This window comes from Aliiglaciecola lipolytica (assembly GCF_018860635.1).
Taxonomy (GTDB): domain Bacteria; phylum Pseudomonadota; class Gammaproteobacteria; order Enterobacterales; family Alteromonadaceae; genus Aliiglaciecola; species Aliiglaciecola lipolytica_A.
This window is the reverse complement of record NZ_JAHKPT010000005.1, coordinates 19,618-43,344: the sequence shown is the minus strand read 5'-3', so window position 1 is coordinate 43,344 and position 23,727 is coordinate 19,618. Positions and strand designations below refer to the sequence as shown.

20 protein-coding genes are annotated in these 23,727 nt (G+C 39.6%); 7 read left to right on the top strand and 13 right to left on the bottom strand.

The features are described 5' to 3' along the window. Window positions 1-7: 7 nt before the first annotated feature. The 6 genes from mnmE to rpmH all read right to left on the bottom strand — a co-directional run bounded on the left by mnmE (window position 8) and on the right by rpmH (window position 4,509). Window positions 8-1,375, bottom strand: coding sequence for a tRNA uridine-5-carboxymethylaminomethyl(34) synthesis GTPase MnmE (gene mnmE / locus KO530_RS02390; protein WP_216046800.1), 1,368 nt, complete (start codon window positions 1,373-1,375; stop codon window positions 8-10). A gap of 15 nt (window positions 1,376-1,390) precedes the next feature. Continuing rightward, entirely contained in the window at window positions 1,391-1,873 is a 483-nt protein-coding gene (locus KO530_RS02385) for a YajQ family cyclic di-GMP-binding protein (protein WP_216046799.1), read from the bottom strand. Window positions 1,874-1,975: 102 nt separating this feature from the next. After that, entirely contained in the window at window positions 1,976-3,637 is a 1,662-nt protein-coding gene (gene yidC / locus KO530_RS02380) for a membrane protein insertase YidC (RefSeq protein WP_216046798.1), read from the bottom strand. Between the two features lie 150 nt (window positions 3,638-3,787). Then, window positions 3,788-4,042: a membrane protein insertion efficiency factor YidD gene (gene yidD / locus KO530_RS02375; RefSeq protein WP_216046797.1), complete on the bottom strand. Its 255-nt coding sequence runs from the start codon at window positions 4,040-4,042 to the stop codon at window positions 3,788-3,790. Further along, window positions 3,997-4,365 carry a ribonuclease P protein component gene (gene rnpA, locus KO530_RS02370; protein ID WP_216046796.1) on the bottom strand — a complete coding sequence of 123 codons (369 nt, stop codon included), beginning with the start codon at window positions 4,363-4,365 and terminating at the stop codon, window positions 3,997-3,999. The genes yidD and rnpA overlap by 46 nt, the downstream gene beginning before the upstream one ends. A gap of 9 nt (window positions 4,366-4,374) precedes the next feature. Then, complete coding sequence (gene rpmH / locus KO530_RS02365; RefSeq protein ID WP_008842504.1) at window positions 4,375-4,509, bottom strand: 50S ribosomal protein L34; 135 nt, start codon at window positions 4,507-4,509, stop codon at window positions 4,375-4,377. Between the two features lie 546 nt (window positions 4,510-5,055). Between rpmH and dnaA the strand changes: the two genes are divergently transcribed. From dnaA to gyrB, 4 genes are read left to right on the top strand one after another with little or no spacing between them, the layout of a single operon-like run. After that, on the top strand, window positions 5,056-6,501 hold the full coding sequence (gene dnaA, locus KO530_RS02360) for a chromosomal replication initiator protein DnaA (protein WP_216046795.1): 1,446 nt from the start codon (window positions 5,056-5,058) through the stop codon (window positions 6,499-6,501). 20 nt (window positions 6,502-6,521) lie between these two features. Continuing rightward, entirely contained in the window at window positions 6,522-7,628 is a 1,107-nt protein-coding gene (dnaN, locus tag KO530_RS02355; protein WP_216046794.1) for a DNA polymerase III subunit beta, read from the top strand. 24 nt (window positions 7,629-7,652) lie between these two features. Then, window positions 7,653-8,753 carry a DNA replication/repair protein RecF gene (gene recF, locus KO530_RS02350; RefSeq protein ID WP_216046793.1) on the top strand — a complete coding sequence of 367 codons (1,101 nt, stop codon included), beginning with the start codon at window positions 7,653-7,655 and terminating at the stop codon, window positions 8,751-8,753. Between the two features lie 4 nt (window positions 8,754-8,757). Further along, window positions 8,758-11,178, top strand: coding sequence for a DNA topoisomerase (ATP-hydrolyzing) subunit B (gyrB, locus tag KO530_RS02345; RefSeq protein WP_216046792.1), 2,421 nt, complete (start codon window positions 8,758-8,760; stop codon window positions 11,176-11,178). A 382-nt stretch (window positions 11,179-11,560) separates the two neighbouring features. Here the strand turns inward: gyrB and KO530_RS02340 are convergent, their stop codons facing one another. Continuing rightward, entirely contained in the window at window positions 11,561-13,597 is a 2,037-nt protein-coding gene (locus tag KO530_RS02340) for a winged helix-turn-helix domain-containing protein (protein WP_216046791.1), read from the bottom strand. A gap of 208 nt (window positions 13,598-13,805) precedes the next feature. Between KO530_RS02340 and KO530_RS02335 the strand changes: the two genes are divergently transcribed. Further along, entirely contained in the window at window positions 13,806-15,671 is a 1,866-nt protein-coding gene (locus KO530_RS02335; RefSeq protein ID WP_216046790.1) for a serine hydrolase domain-containing protein, read from the top strand. A gap of 736 nt (window positions 15,672-16,407) precedes the next feature. On the opposite strand, the gene KO530_RS02330 is transcribed toward KO530_RS02335, so the two are convergent. From KO530_RS02330 to glyQ, 3 genes are read right to left on the bottom strand one after another with little or no spacing between them, the layout of a single operon-like run. Continuing rightward, window positions 16,408-16,842 (bottom strand): hypothetical protein, encoded by a 435-nt coding sequence (locus KO530_RS02330; protein ID WP_216046789.1) that lies wholly within the window; start codon window positions 16,840-16,842, stop codon window positions 16,408-16,410. Window positions 16,843-16,870: 28 nt separating this feature from the next. After that, on the bottom strand, window positions 16,871-18,943 hold the full coding sequence (glyS, locus tag KO530_RS02325) for a glycine--tRNA ligase subunit beta (RefSeq protein WP_216046788.1): 2,073 nt from the start codon (window positions 18,941-18,943) through the stop codon (window positions 16,871-16,873). Further along, a complete protein-coding gene (glyQ, locus tag KO530_RS02320) occupies window positions 18,936-19,865 on the bottom strand; it encodes a glycine--tRNA ligase subunit alpha (protein WP_216046787.1) in 930 nt (309 codons plus the stop codon). The genes glyS and glyQ overlap by 8 nt, the downstream gene beginning before the upstream one ends. Window positions 19,866-20,015: 150 nt before the next feature. Here glyQ and KO530_RS02315 point away from each other — a divergent pair, with 150 nt between their 5' ends. Further along, window positions 20,016-20,579: a DNA-3-methyladenine glycosylase I gene (locus KO530_RS02315; RefSeq protein ID WP_216046786.1), complete on the top strand. Its 564-nt coding sequence runs from the start codon at window positions 20,016-20,018 to the stop codon at window positions 20,577-20,579. A gap of 1 nt (window position 20,580) precedes the next feature. Here the strand turns inward: KO530_RS02315 and KO530_RS02310 are convergent, their stop codons facing one another. The 3 genes from KO530_RS02310 to KO530_RS02300 form a co-directional block, all read right to left on the bottom strand. Next, the gene (locus KO530_RS02310; protein WP_216046785.1) at window positions 20,581-21,033 is read right to left on the bottom strand and encodes a DUF2489 domain-containing protein; all 453 of its coding nucleotides are present in this window, start codon (window positions 21,031-21,033) and stop codon (window positions 20,581-20,583) included. 11 nt (window positions 21,034-21,044) lie between these two features. Next, window positions 21,045-21,572 (bottom strand): Der GTPase-activating protein YihI, encoded by a 528-nt coding sequence (gene yihI, locus KO530_RS02305; RefSeq protein WP_216046784.1) that lies wholly within the window; start codon window positions 21,570-21,572, stop codon window positions 21,045-21,047. A gap of 532 nt (window positions 21,573-22,104) precedes the next feature. Continuing rightward, the gene (locus KO530_RS02300) at window positions 22,105-22,734 is read right to left on the bottom strand and encodes a c-type cytochrome (protein ID WP_216046783.1); all 630 of its coding nucleotides are present in this window, start codon (window positions 22,732-22,734) and stop codon (window positions 22,105-22,107) included. Window positions 22,735-22,920: 186 nt separating this feature from the next. Between KO530_RS02300 and yihA the strand changes: the two genes are divergently transcribed. Further along, on the top strand, window positions 22,921-23,541 hold the full coding sequence (gene yihA, locus KO530_RS02295) for a ribosome biogenesis GTP-binding protein YihA/YsxC (RefSeq protein WP_216046782.1): 621 nt from the start codon (window positions 22,921-22,923) through the stop codon (window positions 23,539-23,541). Window positions 23,542-23,727: the final 186 nt, after the last annotated feature.

The window sequence follows — 23,727 nt, the reverse complement described above, 5'->3', positions numbered from 1 at the left end:
TTGACCTTTATTTACCGATACAAAATGAAGAAAATATGCGTCCGAGTAAATCGTCTGAACTGAATTCACCGGTGATCTCATTTAATGCTTGCTGGGTTAAACGCAATTCTTCTGCCAAAATCTCTCCGGCAATATGTTCATGCAGTTGTTGTTGTCCAATATCTAAGTGTTCTGCTGCTCGATCTATGGCATCTAAGTGTCTTCGTCTGGCAATGAATTGGCCCTCAGAACTTTGGTCAAAACCCATACATTCTTTAAGGTGTTCAGCTAAGGCTTCAACACCTTGATTTAGACTTGCTGATAGACGGTAGACTGGTGTGTCACCGTGTTGTTCAAATCCCACTGACTCACCGGATAAATCGACCTTATTTCGAACCAAGGTCAGGCCAATATTAGCGGGCAATTTTTGCATAAATTCAGGCCAGATTTTATACGGATCATTTTCCGTGCTTTCACAGCTATCTAGCATGAATAAAACTCTGTCTGCTTTTTGTATTTCCTGCCAAGCTCGTTGGATGCCGATTTGCTCTACTTTGTCTGAGCTCTCTCTAAGCCCCGCAGTATCAATGATATGCAGTGGCATGCCATCTAAATGGATATGTTCTTTGAGTACATCTCGAGTGGTGCCTGCGATATCGGTTACAATGGCGGCATCGCGTCCAGCTAGAGCATTGAGTAGACTTGATTTCCCAGCATTAGGTTTACCGGCAATAACCACCTGCATACCTTCACGTAACAAGCTACCTTGCTTGGCTTGTTGTTTGACGTTTTGCATTTGGGTAATGATGTCGTTCAGATCTTTAGCTACTTTTCCGTCACTTAAAAAATCGATTTCTTCTTCTGGAAAATCGATGGCTGCTTCTACGTACATTCTTAGATGTATCACTTTTTCCACCAGCTGGTGGATATGTGCTGAAAATTCGCCTTGTAACGAACGCATAGCGCTTTTAGCCGCTTGGACTGAACTAGCATCAATTAGATCGGCTATGGCCTCAGCTTGGGCTAGGTCGAGCTTATCATTCAAAAATGCGCGTTCGCTAAACTCGCCAGGTCGAGCCATACGTATTTTGGGTATTTTGAGTATTCGCTTAATCAGCAAATCCAAAATGATTTGACCACCATGACCTTGCAACTCTAGTACGTCTTCACCAGTAAACGAATGTGGGTTTTCGAAGAACAACGCAATACCTTGGTCCAAAGTCTGGTTGTCTTCGTCTAAGAACGCCAAGTATTCTGCTTTCCTTGGCGTTAACGTTTTACCTAGTAATGCTAAGGCAACAGTTTTCGCTAGTGGTCCAGAAACTCTAACTATGCCTACGCCGCCACGACCTGGGGCTGTGGCTTGAGCAACAATAGTGTCAGTTGGTAATTCCAAAATAGTATTGCCTGATTAATCGCGAAAGTTGTTAAATTGCAACGGTTGACCCATATCTTCGCCCCTAAGTAACGCCATCACCGCTTGCAAGTCATCACGTTTTTTGCCGGTTACACGAAGTTGATCGCCTTGAATGCTGGCTTGTACTTTCATTTTTTTATCTTTAATTAACTTCACGATTTTTTTAGCAATGGGTTGCTCAATGCCTTGTTTGAATTTGATGGTGCTACGGTGGGTTTTACCACTTCTTACCGTATCTTGAGGATCCATGGCATTAGTGTCTAAGTTACGCTTAGAACACGCATTACGCAGCATATCTGTGAGTTGTTGAATTTGAAAGTCGCCTTCAGCAGTCAGCACGACTGATTCATCTTTGAATTCAATGGAGGCTTCAACACCTCGAAAATCAAAGCGTGTACTGAGTTCACGATTAGCGTTGTCAACTGCGTTACGAACTTCGTTCATTTCAATTTCTGAAACAATGTCAAAAGAGGGCATTTATTACTCCTGTTTTAATTTTGAGTATATTGTAAACCTGTAAACTTAGACAAAAAAGCCCGCAATGGCGGGCTTTCACTTTTATTTGGTGCCAATCACTTTTTATTTAGCTTTTAATCCACGTTTTTCCATGGACGAGTAAATAATTTTAGCTTGAACCAAGGTAATAACGTTACTTATTAACCAATATAAAACTAGACCAGCTGGGAATATGAAGAAGAATAAACTCATAGCTACTGGCATCCATTGCATGATTTTCTGCTGCATTGGATCTTGAATCGTCATAGGTTGCAGTTTCTGCAATAAGTACATACTCAAGCCAGTTAATACTGGTAATACAAAATACGGGTCTTTGACTGATAAGTCAGTGATCCAAAATATAAAATCAGCGTGTCTTAATTCAACACTCTCTAGTAGAACCCAATATAGTGCTAAGAATATAGGCATTTGCAGAAGAAGAGGGAAACAGCCACCCATGGGGTTCACTTTCTCTTTCTTATACATTTCCATCATGGCTTGAGACATTTTTTGTCTGTCATCACCAAAACGTTCTTTTAGTTGTGCCATCTTAGGCGCTAAGTTACGCATTTTGGCCATAGACTCATATTGTTTCTTAGTCAGGGGATACATAGCCCCTTTAACAATAATCGTAATGATGACAATGGCTAGTCCCCAGTTAATAACAATACTTTGAATAAATTGCAGTAATGCAAACAAAGGCTGTGAAATCCACCAAAGCACACCGTAATCAACAGTAAGGTCTAAACCGCGCGCTATTTGGGCAAGTGAATCTTGGTCTTTAGGACCCATGTACAGTGTACTTGTAATGGTGGTTGAATCACCTGGTGCAACATCTACAGGTGCGCCTTTAAAGCCAATTGCAGCATATCTAGACTGAACCACAGTACTGTACAACTGATTTGTGTCTTCTTGAGGTGGAACCCAAGCCGATACAAAGTAATGTTCTAACATGCCAGCCCAACCACCAACGGTTGTTTTGTTTAGTTTTTCATCTTCCATGTCATCAAAAGAGAATTTTGAATAACGGTCGTCTTGAGTAGAGAATGCACCACCACGGTAGGTCGGCATAAACATACTACTTTCTGTGCCCTCAATAGCCTGTTTTAATTGGCCGTATTGTTGGTATTGCTTAACTTGAGAACTTCCGTTAACAACTTCGTATTCCACTTTTACATCGTGATGACTAGGGGTAAATATGAATCGTTTTGTAATTGCTACACCATCAGCAGAGGTCCACTTTAAAGGAACCACCAATTCTTTGTCTTGCATGACGAATTCTTGTTGGCTAACTACATAAGCGGGACGCCCTTTTTTGGTGTCAATCGCATCTCTGCCAACTAATCCGCTTTGTGCAATGTATAAAGTGACTGCATCAGGGCGTAATAAGCTGTATGAGTCGTCAGATCCTTGAGTAACCGGAAACTTACGAAGATTAGCGGAAATCACATCGCCACCACGGGTATCTATCAATACATCTAATGTGTCAGATATAACGTGAACAACAGAATTAGATTGTGTAACTACCGGATTTACATCTTCAACTATCGTTGATTCAGGGACATCACCGTTATTGTCTGAGATAGTAGAGGGCGGTAAATCAGAACTAGGTGTGGACAAAGGTGCTTGTTCAACTATTTGAGTAGGTTGAACGGGCTGAGGACCATAGTCTTTTTGCCATTCTTGCCATAATAGAAAACTGACCAAAGCTAGGCCAATTATCAAAAAACTGCGTTGGGATTCCATATAATACTCTTTAACTACGTGTTCAATTTTGCGATTTTTTAAGACCGCATTTAGCTTTTCACAAATAGAGTAGTCTATTTGTGAACGTATTTATTACTTCTAATTTTTCACAGGGCGAAATAGTATAGGCAAATGAGGCAAATGATAAGTTCATTCGTGTTTTTTCGCCTTATTTTCTGGTACATGGTCAATACCACCCTGATGTAAGGGGTGACATTTACTAATTCTTCGAATCGTCAACCAACTTCCTACCCAAAACCCATGTTTGGAAATAGCTTCTATACCGTACTGAGAACAAGTCGGGTGAAAACGACAATTTTGCCCTAGCATAGGAGAAATCCAAAGTTGATATTGTCGTATCAACCAGACTGGGATTGCGCGCAACGGTTTGAGAGCTTTTTCCATAATTTTCCTAACAACAATGTTATTTGTTGATTCGTCATTGTGTCTAAGCCACTTTTTCCAACCACAACTATATCAGTGTTTGGAAGTTGGTGTTGATGCACGCGAAAACTTTCTCTGATAAGACGTTTAATGCGATTTCTATCGTGGGCTTTTTTGACGCGTTTTTTGGATATAGTAATACCCAGCCTAGGATGATCTAGCTGATTGAAACGGCCTAACACAGTGAGTTGAGGTGAAACTGAGGGGATAGCTTTTTGAAAGACTTTTTCAAAGTGAGTGGGAGTTAAAAGTCTTAGCTCCCGAGAAAACGAATTTTCACTCACTTTGAGAAATTAGGCTGATAAACGAGCACGGCCTTTAGCACGACGATTAGCAAGGACTTTACGTCCATTCTTTGTCGCCATACGGGCACGAAAACCGTGTGAACGCTTACGCTTTAAGTTACTTGGTTGAAATGTTCTTTTCATGACCTAGTCCCGATACATAAAGGTTAATACAAAATGAACTTCAATAGACGTTTAACCATTGCGCTCAAAAAGGATGCGGAATACTAGAGATATTTGTACCTGTTGTCAATCATTGATCGCAGAGATCGTTAAATTATTTGCTTTTATTTTTATAATAAATTAATTAACTGTTGATAACTGTATAAAATTAAATGAGGTTATCCACAAAAAGCTAGTTTATTTTTTCTAAATGGTGATTTTTATAGATTATTTTTATCCACCACGAATTCAAAATAATACAAGGTTATAGCTTTTTAATTTTTCATAATATAATAAAATAATCAACTAAAACAAATAGATAGATGGTATTAGACTAAGGTTTAGTAAATTATATCTAAATCAGTATTGCACTTAGTAGTGGGAATGCGAGATAATTCACAACCCCCTACGCTAAAGGGGATGAACAAGAACAATAATTGGACAATTTTCACTTCAGCGAGTGTTTTTAATTATCGAGTTATTTTAACTTTTAACGGGCTTAAACCGCCTCGTGACGGACTTTTTTTAATGTCTTTATGGAATAGATGCCTCGATCGTCTTCAACACGATCTTTCTACGCAAGAATTTAGTATGTGGATAAGACCGCTAAAAGTTTCAGAAGATAATCTTTATGTAACTTTGTCTGCTCCTAACCGATTCGTGCTTGATTGGGTTCGGGATAAGTACCACAGTCGTATAACCCAGTTATTGGAAGAATTTTGTGGTCCAGAAGCGCCAAGTCTATTATTGGAAGTGACAGCTAGACAGACGTCAAACTTTGCTTCTAACAATAACAACTCAAATGGTAATTTTGCGCCTAACAATAATGGTGCGAGTAATACGGCGAAACCCAATAGCGCGCAACAACCTCCAGTAGACGTCCAAAATTCAGAAACGCAAAAACCGGATAATAAAGATTTTAATCAAAAAGCCAGTGTTTCCAGTCAAGCTCATAAAAGTAATATTAATGTAACCTACAAATTCGATAATTTTGTTGAAGGTAAGTCAAATCAGTTAGCAAGAGCTGCGGCAACTCAGGTGGCTAATAATCCAGGCGGGGCATATAACCCGCTATTTATTTATGGCGGGACCGGGTTGGGTAAAACTCACTTACTGCACGCTGTAGGTAATGGAATTATTGCAAAGAAAAAAAATGCCACTGTGGTTTATATGCATTCAGAACGTTTTGTTCAGGATATGGTAAAAGCGCTGCAGAATAATGCGATTGAATCGTTCAAACGTTACTACCGATCTGTGGATGCTTTGTTAATAGATGACATTCAGTTTTTTGCTAATAAAGAACGCTCACAAGAAGAATTTTTTCATACCTTTAATGCGTTGTTAGAAGGCAATCAACAAATCATTCTGACCTCTGACCGATATCCAAAAGAAATCGATGGGGTGGAAGATAGATTAAAATCTCGTTTTGGTTGGGGTTTAACTATTGCCATAGAACCGCCAGAACTTGAAACAAGAGTAGCGATTTTGAATCGTAAAGCCCTTGAGAATAAAATTAATCTGCCTGATGAAGTGGCTTTTTTCATTGCTAAACGTTTGCGCTCAAACGTACGGGAATTGGAAGGGGCACTTAATCGGGTAATTGCCAACGCAAATTTCACTGGCCGTGCAATTACCATTGATTTTGTTAGAGAAGCGCTTCGTGATTTGTTAGCGCTTCAAGAAAAGTTAGTTACCATTGATAATATCCAAAAAACTGTGGCTGAATATTACAAAATCAAAATTGCTGATATTTTGTCAAAAAGACGTAGCCGCAGTGTAGCAAGACCACGCCAAGTGGCGATGGCTTTGGCAAAGGAATTAACCAATCATAGCCTTCCAGAAATTGGTGACGCATTTGGCGGAAGGGACCATACTACGGTTTTGCATGCATGCAGAAAAATAGTACAGCTAAGAGATGAAAGTCATGATATAAAAGAAGACTATCAGAATCTTATTCGAACACTATCTTCTTAAAATAAAAAATGAGTTTATAAATGAAATTCACCATCAGCCGGGAAAACTTTCTCCAACCTCTTCAATTAGTCTCTGGTGCTGTAGAGAGACGACATACTTTACCGATATTATCTAATGTACTAATAAAAGTCAGTGATAGTTCACTTTGGCTAACGGGTACGGATCTAGAGGTTGAATTGATCTCTAACGTAACCTTAACCGGTGAATTTGAAGAGGGCGAAATTACCGTTCCTGCCAAAAAGCTTTTCGACATATGTCGAGGTTTAGGCGATGAAAGCGAAATCAAATTCGAAGTTGATGGTAATAAAGCACTGATACGCTCAGGTAGAAGTCGATATTCGTTATCTACTTTGTCGGCCAGTGACTATCCAAATCTAGAAGATTGGGAAGGGGAAACTGAATTTGAAATTTCCCAAGCTAATCTTAAACATTTGATTGAAAGTACTCAGTTCTCAATGGCACAGCAAGATGTTCGTTATTACCTTAACGGGATGAGCCTTGAAACCGAAGAAGATATTATTCGAACTGTTGCAACTGACGGTCACAGACTAGCGTTATGTCGATTGAAATATACAGCAGCTCCTTTGCCAAGTAGACAAGTTATTATTCCTCGTAAAGGTGTATTGGAAATAAGTCGACTTATTGAAGCTGATGATAACCTTGTGAAAGTACAGTTGGGTTCAAATCACATTCGAATTTTTTCTACTGACTTTATCTTTACCAGTAAGTTGGTAGATGGTCGTTTCCCAGACTATCGCAGAGTGCTTCCCAAAGATGGTGATAAGATCATCGAGGCCAGCAAAGATATTCTTAAAAATGCTTTCTCTCGAGCTTCTATTCTATCTAATGAAAAGTTCAGAGGTGTACGCTTAAACCTTTCTAAAAACGAACTTAAAATTACAGCTAACAACCCAGAGCAAGAAGAAGCAGAAGAAATTGTAGATGTTTCTTACGAAGGTGAAGGGGAGTTAGAAATAGGTTTTAATGTTGCTTATTTAATTGATGTGTTTAATTCGTTGGGTTCTGAAAACGTTAAGATAACGCTAGCCGATTCTAATAGTAGTGCACTGATTGAAGATGCTGCTGATGATTCAGCTCTTTACGTTATTATGCCGATGAGACTGTAATTGTAGTTTAGGAAACATCGGCATATGAAGCTGGACAAAGTCCAGATCCAACATTTTAGAAATCTGCAAAATGTTGACATTTCACCTTCTTCTTCGTTGAATTTTATATTTGGTCAAAACGGTAGTGGAAAGTCTTCTTTTTTAGAGGCTCTCCACTACTTGGGTTTTGGACGGTCATTCAGAACCCTTAAACACAAAAACGTGATTCAATATGATTCGACTGAATTCAGTGTTTTTTGTGTTGTATCTGATTCTAATCATTCTCTAAAACTCGGTATGTCTCGTAAAAATGATGACTCTCTGTTGGTCAGTGTAAATGGTAACAAGTCGAATAAAATGTCTGAGCTTGTTAGTCATGTTCCTATTCAGATATTCACACCACAAAGTTCAGATTTAATAATAGGTAGTCCGTCACTAAGACGTCGGTTTTTAGATTGGGGATTGTTCCACGTGGAACCTTCATTCATTCAGACCTCTCAAGATTACCAAAAACTAGTAAAACAGAAGAACGCGCTACTACGTAAAATCGGCTTAAATAGTAACAACGAAAATAGCACTCAGATGCAATTCTGGGACAAACAAATCATAAAGGTAGGAAACCACCTTACAGAATTGAGAAAAGGCTACCTAGACAGCATTTTGGAGCATATAAATAGCAATTTAATGCAATTTCTACCTGAGTTTTCGGTAGAAATCTCGTATCATAGGGGTTGGGAAAAAGACGCTTCACTTGAAGAGTCTATTAAAAGAAAATTTGAAAAAGATTGTCGTAATGGTTATTTAAGCGTTGGTCCACACAAGGCTGATCTGAAACTTAAATGCAATGGTGTTGAAGTTTCAGAGACCTTATCTCGTGGTCAATTGCGAATGTTGGTGGCAGCATTACAACTTGCTCAAATACAGCACCTAAGCGGTAAAACGAAAAAGTCCTGTGTATTTCTATTAGATGATGTTGGTGCTGAACTGGACGAGACTAAACGAGAATCTTTTATTGATAAACTGTTAGAAAACGAAACACAGCTTTTTATTACAGCAATCGAAAAATCTCAATTGCTGTTTATAGAGAAATACAAAAACAAGAAAATGTTTCACGTGGAACATGGCCATATGAGAGAGGAGAACTAATCAAATGGCAGAAGAGAATAACTACGATTCCTCGAGTATTAAAGTACTTAAAGGACTAGATGCAGTAAGAAAAAGACCGGGTATGTATATTGGTGATACAGACGATGGTACCGGACTTCACCACATGGTTTTTGAGGTGGTTGATAACTCCATCGATGAAGCTTTGGCTGGTCACTGTTCGGAAATTAACGTAAAAATTCACACTGATGGTTCTATTTCTGTATCAGATGATGGTCGTGGTATTCCTACAGAGATACATGAGGAAGAGGGTGTCTCTGCAGCTGAAGTTATTATGACAGTACTTCACGCCGGTGGTAAGTTCGATGACAATTCCTATAAGGTATCCGGTGGATTGCACGGTGTTGGTATTTCTGTTGTAAATGCATTATCAAAAAGACTGACCATGAAAATCCGTCGCATGGGTAAAGTATTCGAACAAGAATACGTTCATGGTGTTCCTCAAGAACCGCTAAAAGCGGTTGGTGAATCTGACACTACTGGAACCACAATACGTTTCTGGCCTAGCGAAGATACCTTTACTAATGTTGAATATCACTACGATATTTTGGCGAAAAGATTAAGAGAATTAAGTTTCCTTAACTCTGGTGTTTCCATTGTTTTATCTGATGATAGAGATGGTAAAAAAGACCACTTTAAATATGAAGGTGGTATTTTGGCATTTGTTGAATACCTTAATAGAGCTAAAACAGCCGTCCATTCAAAGATTTTCAATTTCACAACTGAAAGGGATGATGGCATATCAGTAGAAGTTGCGATGCAATGGAATGATAGCTTTAACGAAAATGTATTTTGCTTTACCAATAATATTCCCCAACGTGATGGTGGTAGTCACCTCGCTGGATTCCGTGCAGCGCTAACGCGTACATTAAATAACTACATGGAAAAAGAAGGCCTGAATAAAAAGGCTAAAACGAACGCAAGTGGTGATGATGCAAGAGAAGGGCTAACTGCTGTTATTTCAGTAAAAGTACCTGATCCTAAGTTTTCTTCACAGACCAAAGATAAATTGGTTTCTTCTGAAGTAAAACCTGCTGTTGAAACTGCAATGGGTGAAGCCTTAACTGATTTCCTTTTAGAGAATCCGACTGAAAGTAAAATCATCATTGGTAAAATTATTGATGCAGCTCGTGCTCGAGAAGCCGCTCGAAAAGCGAGAGAAATGACTCGCCGTAAAGGTGCGTTGGACTTAGCAGGTTTACCTGGAAAGCTTGCGGATTGTCAGGAAAAAGATCCTGCTAACTCTGAACTATATATAGTGGAAGGGGACTCTGCGGGAGGCTCTGCAAAGCAAGGGCGTAACCGTAAGAACCAAGCAATACTTCCATTGAAAGGTAAAATTCTTAATGTTGAGAAGGCACGTTTTGATAAAATGCTTTCTTCTCAAGAGGTAGCGACGCTAATTACTGCATTAGGCTGTGGTATTGGTAGAGATGAGTACGACCCTGAAAAGTTGCGTTATCATAAAATCATTATCATGACAGATGCTGACGTCGACGGAAGCCATATTCGTACTTTGCTTCTTACCTTTTTCTACCGTCAAATGCCTGAAATTCTTGAGCGTGGTTATATCTATATTGCACAACCGCCGCTTTACAAAGCTAAAAAGGGTAAACAAGAACAATACCTTAAAGATGACGATGCATTAACTAATTACTTAACTTCAATTGCATTAGATGACGCTTCTATCCATGTTAATTCTGAAGCACCTGGCATTTCAGGTGTTGCCTTAGAAAACTTGGTTAAGCAGTATCACCTTGCTGTGAAAATGATTAATCGAATTAGTAGGTTATATCCGAAGGTTCTTGTTAACCAATTAATTTACAGTGATATTTTGAATGTTTCTGATTTATCTGATCCAGCTAAACTAGAAGCTTTTGGTAAAACTTATATTGCTTCACTAACTGATGATGAATCTGATGGAGCAACTTACAGTTTTGAAGTTAAAGATGATGTAGAGCGCAGCAGTCATTACATATCAATTATTTTGCGTCAGCACGGTATTGATACTGAATATAAATTTGACCATGATTTTGTTGATTCAACTGAATACACCAAAATCAAAGAACTAAATGCAGCAATCAATGGCATTATGGAAGAAGGCGCTTATGTTAAACGCGGCGAGAAAACCAAACCTGTCACCGATTTTGTAAGTGCATTGGAATGGTTAATGGCCGAATCTAAACGTGGTCAGTATATCCAACGATATAAAGGATTGGGCGAAATGAACCCTAGTCAGTTGTGGGAAACTACAATGGACCCTGCTAATCGTAGAATGCTTCAAGTAACCATAGAAGACGCTATTGGTGCTGACCTATTGTTCACTACCTTGATGGGTGACCAAGTTGAACCTAGACGTAACTTCATCGAAGAAAACGCCTTGAGAGTGGCTAACCTAGACGTTTAGTCCAATAGTGTGGGATCTCATAATCCCTGCTAAAAAATCTCACATTGTTGCTAAATAATCCCATTATTGTTGCTAAAAGGTGTTCTTGAAGGAACACCTTTTTTCTTTCCGAATATAAATTCAGGACTACAATAGGACGTAATCTTGATTTGCGCCTCTGTACAAGACTGTATGACTACATCAACATTTAATGTAATTTTCGACCCCGTATGGCTCTTATGAGGCAGATAGGAGACAGTCGACGCTCATACTCAACTAACCGCGATCCCTTCGGTTAGTTATCGCTTTAGAGTTTCAAGTACCAGCACCCTAAACCGACTGTTGAGGAAAATGTTAACGTTACCAACGATAATTGAATAATAAGGTACTCGTCATTTAAGACTTATCGCAACTCAAGCTTGATGATATCGCTTTGCGCCAATAAAGACTCAACAACGGCGAGTTTCTTCTGATCTGCCGAGATATCAAAGTTGGCCTTGAAGCGATTTTTAGCCAGCTCTACTTTATTTAGCGAAGCGTCATCAATCGATAATTTAAATAGCATATTTGTATTTTCTTCCCTGTCTGTATAGTAGATATAATTCCCCACTAATTTAAACCGATTAGGCTGACTTGACGGCAACAAGCCTATTTCTTTAACCTCGTTATTTTGTTGTCGCCATAAACGATAATCTTTATCGATAAGTAAGCGATCATTTAGTCCAATATTTAGTATGCCAACATAACCACTCATCAAAAAAGTAGAAGTATTATCGAGTAGTGAATACTGATAAAGCATCGCTTCATTTTTTTCTAATTTTGCATAAACAAAGGTATTTTCATCAAGCCAGTGTGGCGGATAGATAATGTCGGTTTGTTTACTTAAGTAGCTTAGCACTCCTTTATTTATATTGTAGATGAACAAACTTGAATCCACCAAACCTGCAAAATATGTATCGTCTCGGTTTAGTGCTAAACTCTGTATTTCAGCAACATTTCCAAAATCTAGCACTGTCGCTGGGGAACTATTATCATCGATATATTCAATCAGACTGGTTTGGCCATACTGACTGAAAAAATAGATTTTGTTTTCGGTATTCGCATACACCGGAAAGTCATTTGCGCCGCTCATCTCAAAATATCCAAAAGAGCCTGTGCTTTTTTCAGAAAAGGGATTCGGTTGCTCTGCAATATCTAAGTAGTTTCCATTGTGTTGACGCATGTAATAGCAGTTTTGTCCGCATTGATAGAATAGGTTGTTAACAAAGTCAGCCTTAGGCGTAATGTCTTCGATCTCTCGGCTACTTAGGGTGGCTCTTAGCAATGTGCCATCAAAACTTCCCAAGGTAATACTGCTATTGTCGTCGCTCCAAACCAATCGATGCATTTTGCTGGGTAATTGATTCGCGTATAGTATTTCACCAGTGCTTAAGTGCAGTACTAATAATTCATGCTTATTTAAGGAAAGGCTTCGCAGTATGGCGAGTTGGGTGCCGTCAAACGACTCTTTAACGAAGAAGTCACCTTGGCCGTGGACGCTGGGCGACGTTATTTGTTCGGTCGTATTGCTGGTAATATCGAAAAACCAAATGCCTTGTGGGCGAGAAGGACTTTTTTTGTCAGTTAAATAAAGCCCCATTTTGTTAGATGACCAGCCCAGTAAATAATGAGTCGATAGAATATCGTTATCTAGTTTGTTCGAATTGACCATGCCTTTAAGTGTATCGAACTCACTAATATAGTGATGCATTGATGTAGTGGTGCTGCGAATATAAGCAAAGCTATCGCCATTAGGTGACCAAATTGGGTTGCCATAGTTTGCCGCATCCCACGTCAGGCGCGTTACCTTACCGCTATTCATCTCTTTTACATACAATTGTAAAAAGTCATCTTTATTTGCGCGGTGAGAGAAAATTAAGCGTTTGTTGACGGCATCGTAACTTGGCAGTAATTCCGACCCCGCGATATCGGTTAGCTTCGTTATAAGTGGTTTATTGTATGATGGACTAATAATGCCCGACTGCCAAATACCCAGCGCGAGCAAACACAATAAAACCATAGTGCTTAGTAATTTAGTTTTTAACGATATAAGCGAGAAGGCTTTAGGCGCTTCAAGCTCTATCTCACCAATAAACTCATAGCCTTTCATGGGTAATGTTTTGATGAATTTTGGTGATTTGGCGTCGTCTTTTAAAATGTCACGTAGTTTTTTAATACTGGAACGAAGCGCGTCATCTGAAACCACTCTGTCAGACCATACCACAAGCATTAAATCATCGCGTGATAACACTTGGCCTTTATTTTGTAAAAAATATCGTAAAAGTTGCGCAACCTGCGGTTCAATTTTTACCGATATCTGTCTATAAAAAAGGTCACAAGTACTCTCATCAAAAAGAAATTCAGCAAATTTATACTGCATATGTTTATGTGTTGAATTCAAAATTTACCGACTATAATTCAATAACTTAGCACTTGTGATCAGGCCCTAGCTTGTATCGCCACAAACGGTCACAAAGTATCATTTGTGTATTGCCGTCATTTTACATACAAAGATAGCACACAACTAAAATACGTGTACCACCTATAAGAAAAAAGCGACAGTACTAATAGTTATAACACGACTACCAACGAAGGTTTAGGGAATTATCATGAGAATATATTGGGCCATAACACTATGTTTATTAAGTGCTTTTTTTTCAGGCACTTCGATGGCACAAGTACCTGAAAAACAAAAGCCGATTAATAGCTTAGAAGAGCTAAGCATAGCAATAGACCAGATACGCCTGCGCACAAATACACCAGGCGTCGCGGTGGGTGTAGTGCAAGCTGGGCAGCCTAACTGGCGCTATAATTCTGGTATCGCAAACATCCAGTCAAAAATATCGCTAAACGATAACTGTCAATTTCGCTTAGGCTCAATTTCCAAAATGTTTGTAGCTTTGTCACTGCTCAAGCTTGAAGAGGAAGGCAAGCTTAGCCTAAACGATAAGGTGCAAATACTCGCGCCAGAAATTGAATTTTTAAATCCATGGGAGGCAACGGAACCGCTGAGAGTTGTGCATTTATTAAATCACTCATCTGGCTGGGACAGTCCGCATTTCAACGAGCAAAAGGCGTTATCTGCTACTCCAATTGCTATTATTGATGCATTAAATGCCCACCCACACTCTCGTTTGTCACGCTGGAAACCGAGCAGCCGTGTGGCCTATAACAACACGGGCTTTTTGGTCGCCGCTTATATCGTAGAAAAGATTACGGGCGAAGCATTTGAATCGTACGTAACACGTAGTTTTTTTGAGCCATTATCGATGAACAGTAGCGGGTACTATTTTTCAGATACATACCGAGAATCAGCAGTCAGTTTATATATCAACAAACAAGAGCAGCCTTATCATCACCTTAACAACCGCGCGGCGGGCGGCCTCAATAGCACAATAGGCGATATGCTTGGTTTTGCGCAATTCTTAGTCAGCGAAAAAACAACAAGTATAGTCGGTCAAAATGTACTTGAATCATTTAGAATGCCCACAGGCACAATCGCAGCAGAACAAGGCCTTAGCTTTGGTTGGGGCTTGGGTAATCAATTATTTCATGCAAATGGCGTCGCGCTTTATGGGCATGAAGGTAGTTTACGCGGCGCTAGTGCAATGCTCATTTACAATCCAGAGTATCAATTTGCGTATGTTATCGCTGCTAATAACAATAGCCCTGCGGTTAGCCAGATACATCACTTAGTAAGTCATTACCTAACTAAAGGTATTATGGTACCAAACGTAAAAGCCGAGCGCGAAGTTAGCCAAGAGGATAAGGCACTGTCGGGCTGGTACAAAAACGCTGCCCCCATATCTTCAACCTATTCTATAGTGTCGACGATTGTTCCGTGGCAATTACTGGTAGGCGACACTAGCAGCACGATAAAACCCTTGGTAGGCTCGCCGCCCCGTATTCTTATACCTGATGCCAACAAGGGATTTAAACATAATACAATCGGACTAACGGTGTTACTGCCTATAAAGGGTAGCGAATTTGGAGACGGGATTTATTATGGCCCGCAAACCCTCATAAAAACGAATATTGTTAGTGCATTATTGCCTCTGTTGGTGGTTGTATTTTGGGTACTTATGGCCTTATCGAGTGTTTTATTCATGTTAATTTGGCTTCCTCGTTATTTATTTAAAAAATCGATTACCTGCCAGACTGTTGCTTATAGGTCATGGCCTTTACTTTCGCTGTTTATTGCTATTGTGACGCTTATTTGTTTACGCATCATTACGAGTTCGCCAAACATGTATTCAATAGCAGGTTCAGTATCGCTGCTGTCGGTACTTGTTTTTGTGGGAAGTTTAGGTTTCCTGGTTAGCGCTGTGTGGTCGGTATGGATGTGTTATAAACTCAGAAAATTACCGATAAACAGTTTTACTAAATGGCACACAACTTTTTTCACGTTATCTAATTTACTGTTGGCAATCCTATTGCTTAGTAACGGCTTAATTGGACTGAGACTTTGGGCCTAGCTGCGGTTCACGCTCGAATACATTTTTGAGTAACTAGCACTTTAATCTATTTTGAAACCGGCTTACCAAGAGTCGGTTTTTTATCTGTTACAGAACAATTGCTATCGTTCATTGGACTAACTTTTCGTGTCCGCTATCCTTCCAAAACCTGCATATTAATGCAGACCTTCCGGGTATTGTAATGGTCTAATTTTCCTAGACACCTAGTTAGAGGTAATATAGCCAAAACTAACGAGGTTTAAAAAGTTTTTGTCTAAAGTGCCGCCTGAATTTAGCAAAGAACAAGAGATTCTCAGATGAAACTGGCATTTAACGTGAGATTTTTAGAATCTGAAAAGTCTCACATTCCCCGCAGAGCCTTTAAATTCAATGAGTGATTTTTGCAAATATTGTGAGATCCCACAAATAGTCTGCAAGCTTTAACTTGTAGGACCTGACAACTTGTTAAATTAATAACGCTGAGAACTTCTATTTTCAGCGTTTTTTTTGGCTCTAAATTATTGATTTAATTTAAAAATATCAATTTTAACCGCGCAATAATAGATCAAAAAGAGCAGACGTTAGCGTTGATTTTAATGTATGGAGTAAAAGAGCGACTACTGAATAGATATGGAACATCTATTTTGTTCTGATTTAACGGGATGATAGAGGGGATATTAAGACTTTCTATGGAGGTTGTAGCGTCTCACCTCCTAGGTTTCCCCTAAGAGGTGAGTATGCAAGAGTTAACTAATATTTAGGATTTTTCAATATAAACAACCGGAGATTGTTCACTGGTAAAATCGATAAAAAAGTCATATGCGCCTGTTTCATCTGGAGTAAATTGAAAATTACCGCCAGGATTTTCACAGGACGACTTTGCTGCTTTACCCACAGTTAGTACTTTTCCAGCAGAGCCGGAAGGGCTGCCACAGTCATATCCAGGGGTATAATTTTCGTCTGCAAATTTAAAATCATAGGGCTGACCATCTGCGATGAGCTTCACGGTTGCCTTATACAGATTACCGTTTACTTTCTTAATTCGATAATTCTCATCAGCTTCCCACCAAGTAAAGACTCCTCGTAGATAGAAGCTTTGGTAGTCTTTTTCCATTATCTGCTCAACAAAGGTCGTTGAGCAGCCGGAAACAAAGGTGCTGACTAGAAAAATCAAAGCGATTCTATTTTTCATATTCTTGTATTTAAACCTCAACTTCGTTTTATTCGTATCTTAATAATGATATGTCGGCACACTTAAGGAACAACTGACGTAATTGCAGTAGAAGTGCGAGGCGATTATTCTTAACAGACTGATCATCGGCCATTACCATTACATTATCAAAGAATGCATCGATACTGCTTGCCAGTTGCGAAAGAACTTGCAACACAGCTTCATAATCGGCTTTTGCTAACAATGGCGCTACTTCTTCTTGAATGCGATATATCTCATCGGCTAAATGTTTCTCTTCAGACTCTACCAATAGGCTAGCATCCAGCTTATATTCATCAGATACATTATTCTTATCTAATATGTTAGCTACACGTTTGTTTGCTGCAGCTAAGGCTTGAGCTGAGGGTAGTAACTTAAACTGTTTAACACCATGGATACGCGCATCGAAATCCGCAGGTGCTGTAGGTCGTCGAGAAAGTACTGCTTGTATGACATCAACTTCAATGCCTTGTTCCTGATACCAGGTTCTAAATCTACCTAAAATAAAGTCAACAACTTGTTCTTCAGTGTCGTTGTTATTTATTTTGTCTTGCAATAGTTGGTATGCATCGCTCACTAACACGGTCAAATCTACTGGTAGTTTCAGTTCAACAGCTATTCTCAATATACCTATTGCTGCGCGTCTAAGTGCAAAGGGGTCTTTGTCACCTTTAGGTAATTGTCCAATACCGAATATACCTACTAAAGTATCTAGCTTATCGGCAAGTGCAACGGCACAGCTCACGTTAGATTGGGGTAGGGCATCACCAGAGAAACGAGGCATGTATTGTTCGTTTAATGCATTTGCAACAACTGCATCTTCGCCATCGTGATTCGCATAATGCATTCCCATGATGCCTTGAACATCTGGAAATTCCATTACCATTTCTGTCATTAAATCAGTTTTTGATAATAATCCAGCTCTAGCTGCCTGGGCTTCATCGGCACCGATATGTTTGGATATTTTTGCGGCTAATTTAGAAATTCTGCGAGACTTATCCGCTAAGGTACCTAATTGTTTTTGGAACAAAACTGTTTCTAAACTATCTAGACGACTTTCCAATGTGCGCTTTTTATCAGTTTCAAAGAAGAATCGGGCATCCGCTAAACGTGGACGAATTACTTTTTCATTGCCGTGAATAACCTGAGCGGGATCTTTACTTTCGATATTGGTTACGAATAAAAATCGAGATTTAAGCTCGCCATTAGTATCTAACATCGGGAAGTACTTTTGGTCGCCTTTCATTGTATAAATTAGGGCTTCTTTTGGTACTTGTAAAAATTCGTCCTCAAAATTAGCAACTAATACTACGGGCCATTCAACCAATGCCGTTACTTCATCCAACAACTCTTGTTCAAGTTCAACTACACCGTTTTCTTGAGCTGCAGCGTCTTGAAGCTGTTGTTTGATGATATCTTGGCGGGCTTGATAGTCAGCAATTACATAATGATTTTTAAGCTGGCTTTGGTAATCGTCAGCATGGGCTAGCTCGAAGCTGGTTTCACCATGGAATCTGTGGCCGTTAACCGTTCTGGTTGACGTTAAACCTAATACTGAGCCGGCAACTATACTTTCTCCGTAAAGCATACAGAGCGTGTGTACAGGGCGTATAAATTGAATTCCTTTATTACCCCAACGCATTGCTTTAGGGATAGGTAATTTCTTTAATGCGCTTTCAACGATTTCTTCCAATAAGGTCGTTAACGTCTGTCCGGCTACATTGGCAACATGTAAGAGCCATTCACCCTTATCGGTCTTGAGTCGCTGTGCTTGGTCAACACTAATACCATTTGAACGAGCCCAGCCTTCTGCTGCCTTTGTAGGATTGCCTTGTGCATCGAATGCGGCTGTGACTGCAGGACCACGTTTTTCGACTTGCTTGTCAAGTTGCTTCTCGGCCAATGCTATGACTCTGACCGCTAGGCGTCGCGGCGTGGCAAAGCTTTCGATAGCATCAAATTCTAAATCTGTTGCTTCAAAACCTAATTTAATATTATCTGCAAACGCTTGCGCTAAGTTCTTCAGTGCTTTTGGTGGAAGTTCTTCTGTTCCTAATTCAACTAACAAATTTTCTTTACGCATCACCTTTGCCTCCCTGTTTTGCGTCATCTTTACACATGGGAAACCCGAGTTTTTCACGACTTTGGTAGTAGGCTTCTGCTACTGCTTTTGCCAGAGTGCGCACTCTTAGTATGTAACGTTGGCGTTCTGTTACCGATATTGCGTGACGTGCGTCTAACATATTAAATGCGTGAGATGCTTTCATTACTTGTTCGTAAGCTGGAAGTGGAAGTCCTGCTTCAATTAGTCGTTGGCTATCTTTTTCGCATTGATCAAAGGTTCCAAACAAGGCTTTAACATCTGCATGTTCAAAATTATAAGCAGACTGTTCAACTTCATTTTGATGAAAAACGTCGCCATAAGTTACTTTACCCATTGGGCCGTCAGTCCAGGTCAAATCATAGATACTGTCGACACCTTGGATGTACATTGCTAAACGCTCTAAGCCGTAGGTAATCTCGCCAGTGACAGGGGCGCATTCCAATCCGCCTACTTGCTGGAAGTAAGTAAACTGAGTGACTTCCATTCCGTTTAACCAAATTTCCCAACCAAGACCCCAAGCGCCCAAAGTGGGGGACTCCCAGTTGTCTTCAACAAAGCGTATGTCGTGCACTAATGGATCAAAACCTAACTCTCTAAGTGAATCTAGGTAAAGCTCTTGAATATTATCAGGTGAAGGTTTAAGCATTACCTGGAACTGGTAATAATGTTGTAGACGATTTGGGTTTTCACCGTAGCGTCCATCTGTAGGACGACGACAAGGTTGCACATAAGCGCTGCTTATCGGCTCGGGCCCTAAGGATCTTAAAAATGTCATTGGATGGAAGGTACCTGCACCCACTTCCATATCTAATGGCTGGATAATTACGCAGCCTTGACGAGCCCAAAAATCCTGCAATGCGAGGATAAGGCCCTGAAACGTCTTAATATCAAACTTTTGCATGTACAATCACTACATTATCGGTTACTAAAAAAATGCCCGCAAGTATACCTTTTGTCTTGCTTTGAATGTAGGCTAATTCATCGAATTTTGTAATAAACATGCAAGTTAAGCCCAAGTTGTTGGGAATTTTGCGTGAAATAAGGAAAGAATGTGGATACTAATCGCTGTAGTTGGGTGGGCAAAGATCCAATTTATCAAGAATATCATGACAAGGTCTGGGGTAGGCCGGTCAGGGACCCTATCGATTTGTTTGCTAAATTGTGTCTAGATGGTCAACAAGCGGGACTAAGCTGGATTACGATTCTAAAAAAACAACAAAACTATGAAGCTGCATTCCACAATTTTGAACCAACAAAAATCGTACTATTTGATGACCAAGATATCGAACGTTTAATGTTAGACAAAGGCATAGTCAGAAATCGTTTAAAAATTAAATCTATCATTAACAACGCAAAAGCATATTTAAAAATGCAAGAGGAGGGGATTGAATTCGATCAGTTTATTTGGAGTTTTGTCGGCAATAAGGTGATAACAAATCATTGGGTTAGCGCCAGTGAAGTGCCAACCTCTACACCAGAATCTGAGGAAATGTCTAAAGCCCTTAAGAAAAAGGGCTTTAGCTTTGTTGGTACGACGATTTGTTATGCGTTTATGCAGGCGGTAGGTCTAGTCAATGACCACACTACAGATTGCCACTGCTATAAACAGGCCTAAACTAGTTAAAACTAAGTGACCTTATCATCACCATTTCTTTTAAAATAGCAGACTCCAATTTGGCCTCTTGTTCTTCTCTATTTTGGTCTTGCTGCGCTCTTACTTCAGGTGCCAAAGCTTTGCGCTGTTGGTGCGTAGGCAACTCCCTAACTGCCAAAAACAAATTATACAGATTGGGATAGTCCCGTTGGCAATTTGGTGGTGACGCCACAGGTACACTGTCTAATAAGTTGACCAATCTAATCGCACCTTCAGATAAGTTACATTGCTGCTGTTCTACTGCTAAGGCAATGGTGTGAACACTTTCCATAATTCTAACGACACGATCTTGTCTAGCTTTTTGTTGGGCTTGTTTCTGTCGTTTTAATTGAAACAGTAATTTGCCTGCATAAAACGCGAGAGACCCAATGATCAAAAGTGCTAACGCAACCAGCGTATACTCTAAAACCGACAAAACCTTATCTCCTATTTAAATTCATCTATGTTAATAGACTCAAAGCGTGCAAAAGGATCGTCTTCTTTACCTTCAACTTGCTTATCTTTTGCTTCAGGTTCTACATCTATACCTAGCAGTTCACATAATTCTCTATGTCTGGCGAGTTTTCGTTCGACATAACGTTTATCGTCAGCATTCAATGCTATTCCACTATCCATGTTGTCTAGCAAATTATTCAAACGTTCATTATCTTCCAGTTCTGCTAGCTCTTGAGCGGGGGAGAAATATTTCGGTTTACTTGGTTTAGGTTTAGATTTGAATTCCTTCGGCTCTACAATTAGTTGAATAGGCTTTTTACTGCCGATGCGAGGATCGTTTTGCTTCGATTGATTCGGCGCCTGCTGGTTAAGTTCCACGGCGCTATGACGACTTCCCGAGGGATTGCCTTTATGCTTTTTAGGTTTAGTGTTGGTTGGATCTTTGGGCTTTCTTGGCGCCCAACTTTCTTTAGGGACACCAATGCGTCCAACTTTACGTGATTTTTTTACTCTAGCCATAATTGATTGCCATATTAAGTCGATTCTTCATTTTAGCGCATTTTAAACCTACATATACAGATTTAATATGCTTGCTGAATTGGTTGAATCGATTGACTTAATTTGACGTTATAAAGACGCAGATAAGAAAAAAGGTAACAGGAACCTGTTACCTTTTAAATATAGAGTGTCTTATGACACTTCTCCCGTTACGTGTTCATCCTAAACCTGTATTGCTTTCCTTGTCTTGCACTTCACTTTTTATTATTGCTAACGAAGTTGTTATATTGTTTTGGGTCTTCCTGACGCTTTATAGTTAATCCATAATTTCCAAAATGGAACCTCAATGAACAGCGGATTGTTATTATTATTAACTGTTCTAACTTCCCTGACAAACCTTATAAGGTTTGTTAATCCTTCTTTTTATTTGCGCAAAGAATACAGCAAAAAATAAAATTTACAACTTATTTACATCTATTAACAAAAAAAGTGAACCTTTTAGTCTAAAAAGGTTCACTTTTTTGTCGAAATTATTTGTTGCTAAGTAAAAAACTTAGTGTAGTCCGCCTAAATACTGAGAAAGAGTTTCGATGTCTTCATCAGTTAGCTTAGCTGCAATATCTCGCATCATTCCATTTAAGTCATTAGCACGAGAGCCTGCTTTAAACTTCTCTAACTGAGACTTCAAATAAGCTGCTTTTTGGCCGCTAATATCTGGGAATCCAGCTAAGCCTAAGCCATTACCTCTAGGTCCATGACAGGCAATACAAGCTGTGATGCCTCGCTCTAGGTCGCCACCGCGATACAATTCACCGCCTTTTTCCACTACGTCTTCTGGAGTAGTACCAGGTTTTGCTTCCTGGGTAGCGAAGTATGCTGCTAAATCTAGCATTTCTTGCTCGTTCAACAATGCTGCTTGTGAACTCATGACCGGATCGTAACGTCCCTCTGCACCTGCTGTTTCACCACCTAGCTTTAATTCTTTTAGCTGCTTTGCAATGTATTCAGCGTGTTGGCCGGCTATGGACGGATAAATATCCAGAGGGCTATTTCCATCTGCACCATGACAGGCAACACAGCCTTTGCTTGTAACTAACCCTTCACCCGCTTGTGCGTCGCCTTTGGCAAATACTGAAGCAGAAAAACCTACGGTCAAACACACCAACAAACCCAATTTTTTCATAGTGACTCTCAAAACATCTTATGCATTGGTTAATAGAATATCAGTATTTTACACATTTAATGGCGCGATAAAATCATTTCCCGAACAATTGTGTGGATATTTCAGTGTTTTACGCTAATAAATGCAGTTAAATGGTATACTATGCCAGAAATTTACCCCTAATTACCGTTTTTAAAGAGAGTTCGAGTGAGTCATTACAGTCACGCCAAGTTTGTTACCAGTGCCCCAGATATCAATCATCTTGAACAAGACGAGGGCAACGAAGTCGCTTTTGCCGGTCGTTCAAACGCGGGAAAATCCAGTGCCCTAAATCGTCTTACCCGTCAAAAAAGTTTAGCAAGAACCAGTAAAACACCAGGCCGAACACAGTTAATCAATGTATTTGAGATTGAAGAAGGGCGAAGATTAGTAGATTTGCCTGGTTATGGTTATGCCAAAGTACCTTTGGATATGAAACTTAAATGGCAAAAAGCCCTAGGTGAATATTTACAAGTACGCAAAAGTCTTGCTGGCTTAGTGGTGTTAATGGACATCCGTCATCCTTTCAAAGATTTAGATCAACAATTGATTTACTGGGCAGTGGAGCGCAACTTGCCTGTATTAGCGTTGTTAACAAAGGCTGACAAGCTAAAGGCGGGAAAACGTAAAGCACAACTATTAATGGCAAGAGAAGCGTCTATGGCGTTTTGTGGTGACGTTACAGTTCATGTTTTCTCTTCATTAAATGGTCTAGGACTGGACAACGTTGAAAGAGTGTTAGATGAATGGCTGGGTTTTGCTGATAAAGAAAAACCTATCGCGGGTTAATTTACTTTTTAGATAAAAAAAAGCCCCTTCAAAAGAAGGGGCACAGGATAGAGAGAAAACACATAAAAACCGTATATTCAGAGTAGCTCATTTCAATAAAGTTCACCGCTTTGTAAAAAAATTCCTGTTTTATTGATAATTTCAAATTCGAGTTTTCGAAAACTAATAAATTCAAACTACTCTCAT